The organism is Piscirickettsia salmonis LF-89 = ATCC VR-1361, from assembly GCF_000297215.2.
Taxonomy (GTDB): Bacteria; Pseudomonadota; Gammaproteobacteria; order Piscirickettsiales; family Piscirickettsiaceae; genus Piscirickettsia; species Piscirickettsia salmonis.
Genome location: NZ_AMFF02000239.1, coordinates 1 through 1,503 on the forward strand (window position 1 = coordinate 1; position 1,503 = coordinate 1,503).

At 43.8% G+C, this 1,503-nt stretch carries 2 protein-coding genes; one reads left to right on the forward strand and one right to left on the reverse strand.

Features of this window, described 5'->3' with window-relative positions; genetic code table 11:
• The coding region (locus tag C200_RS16280) for a hypothetical protein (RefSeq protein ID WP_033923845.1) at positions 1-270 on the forward strand (270 nt) is incomplete at its 5' end.
• Between the two features lie 193 nt (positions 271-463).
• Here the strand turns inward: C200_RS16280 and C200_RS13790 are convergent.
• Complete coding sequence (locus tag C200_RS13790; protein WP_016212209.1) at positions 464-1,465, reverse strand: hypothetical protein; 1,002 nt, start codon at positions 1,463-1,465, stop codon at positions 464-466.
• Positions 1,466-1,503: the final 38 nt, after the last annotated feature.

Below are 1,503 nucleotides of genomic sequence, written 5' to 3' on the forward strand. Positions count from 1 at the left end.
TTCGTTGAGCGCTATAACGTTAATAATCACCCACACCAAAATCAAGTAAGCGAACCTGAGCAATATAGTAATTTTAATCACGTTGATAATCGCCAACACCACAATCAAATAAACAAATCTAGGCAACGCAGAACCAGTTCTCTCAATTACCCAATAGAAGGAGAAAAAATCACTGACGAAGGGATAAAAGTCACTACTGAATATGGTCAAAGAGAAGGGGAACACAGTCTTCCCACAATGAAAACTTCAATTCACAGAATTCTCAACTAAAATCATCAAAAAATAACTATATGTCTCTTGGCACCCCTTTTCACAATGCCAGCCATATGAAAGAGGACGTAAAAGACACAGACTGTTGCTGTGTCGTGTTATAAGAAACAAAAATAGCAGCCTCTGATACCCAACTAGAGATCTGAGGCTATTTTATCACTGATACACCACCACTGTTAGAGGAAAACTACACTCAGCCATAAGCTGGCGTTGAGGTTTGGTGTGGTAACAAAGGCTCATGTCCTTGGCCAGCACTAGCATCGCGAAAAAGCTTTGACTCTTTAGGGGCAGGTGATGGTGATTGATCCATCAACATACCACCTATCCAACGCCCAACTTTAGCACAAGCCAGAGCAATTACTGGAACTGCAGCGCATGCAAGAACTGCCCAACCCACAGGTGTAAGAGCTAATGCCGATAAAGCTGCTGCTGCAGCAACTGCTGCACCTGTACCCACAACCCCAGCTGCAGCTCCCATCAAAGTCCCCCATCCTCGCCGTGCAGTACTTACCCTATGGTGTTCATGAAGAAGATTAGAGTCTGTTTTTCTGTCTATTCTGTTTAAAAGTTGATCTGATAACAAAACAGATGTATGACCAGTCTCTGGGAAATCCAATTCCTGAAGTTCGCCATTTGAAATAAAACGTTCATGATAAAAACCACCCCCACTGGGATCCGGATGCAAAATCATACTCTCTTCACCCTCGCGAGGTACAATAATCGTCACACCCTTTGTAGCTAGCTGCTGATACTGATCATAAGTAAAAGCATCTACTGAAGAAACTAACAGCACCTCACCTCTTCTATCACTGATGTCATCAATTGCACCTTTCACTTCTTTTGCTAGATAATATGTGCAAATAACTGAGCACACAACGAATGCAGCAACAGCTACAGCAACAGCTACACCTGGCGACTCACAAAGCTGACTAGCAGCAGCTGCATGATGATGCCCTCCTCCAGCGTGATGGTGAGGTCCAGGCCCCCATCCAGGGTGATGATGGCCTCCTCCAGCATGATGCTGATGTCTTCCTCCAACATAAATAGGATAATAACCCAGAGAATCAGGGCGTCGCTTTACACGATCAGAGCCATCTTCTACATCTTCGTCACTACTACTCTCGTCAGCACCATCAACTCTTTTTTGTCTGCGCTGCCTTCTTAAATCTCTTGACTTTCTTGATTCTTTCGGCATTTTTTATCCTTATAGTTTTTAAAAGAGGCCTCCTGCGT

Excerpts from the sequence above, each read along its gene's own strand:
- C200_RS13790 (WP_016212209.1), bottom strand. The coding sequence starts at position 1,465 with ATGCCGAAAGAATCAAGAAAGTCAAGAGATTTAAGAAGGCAGCGCAGA.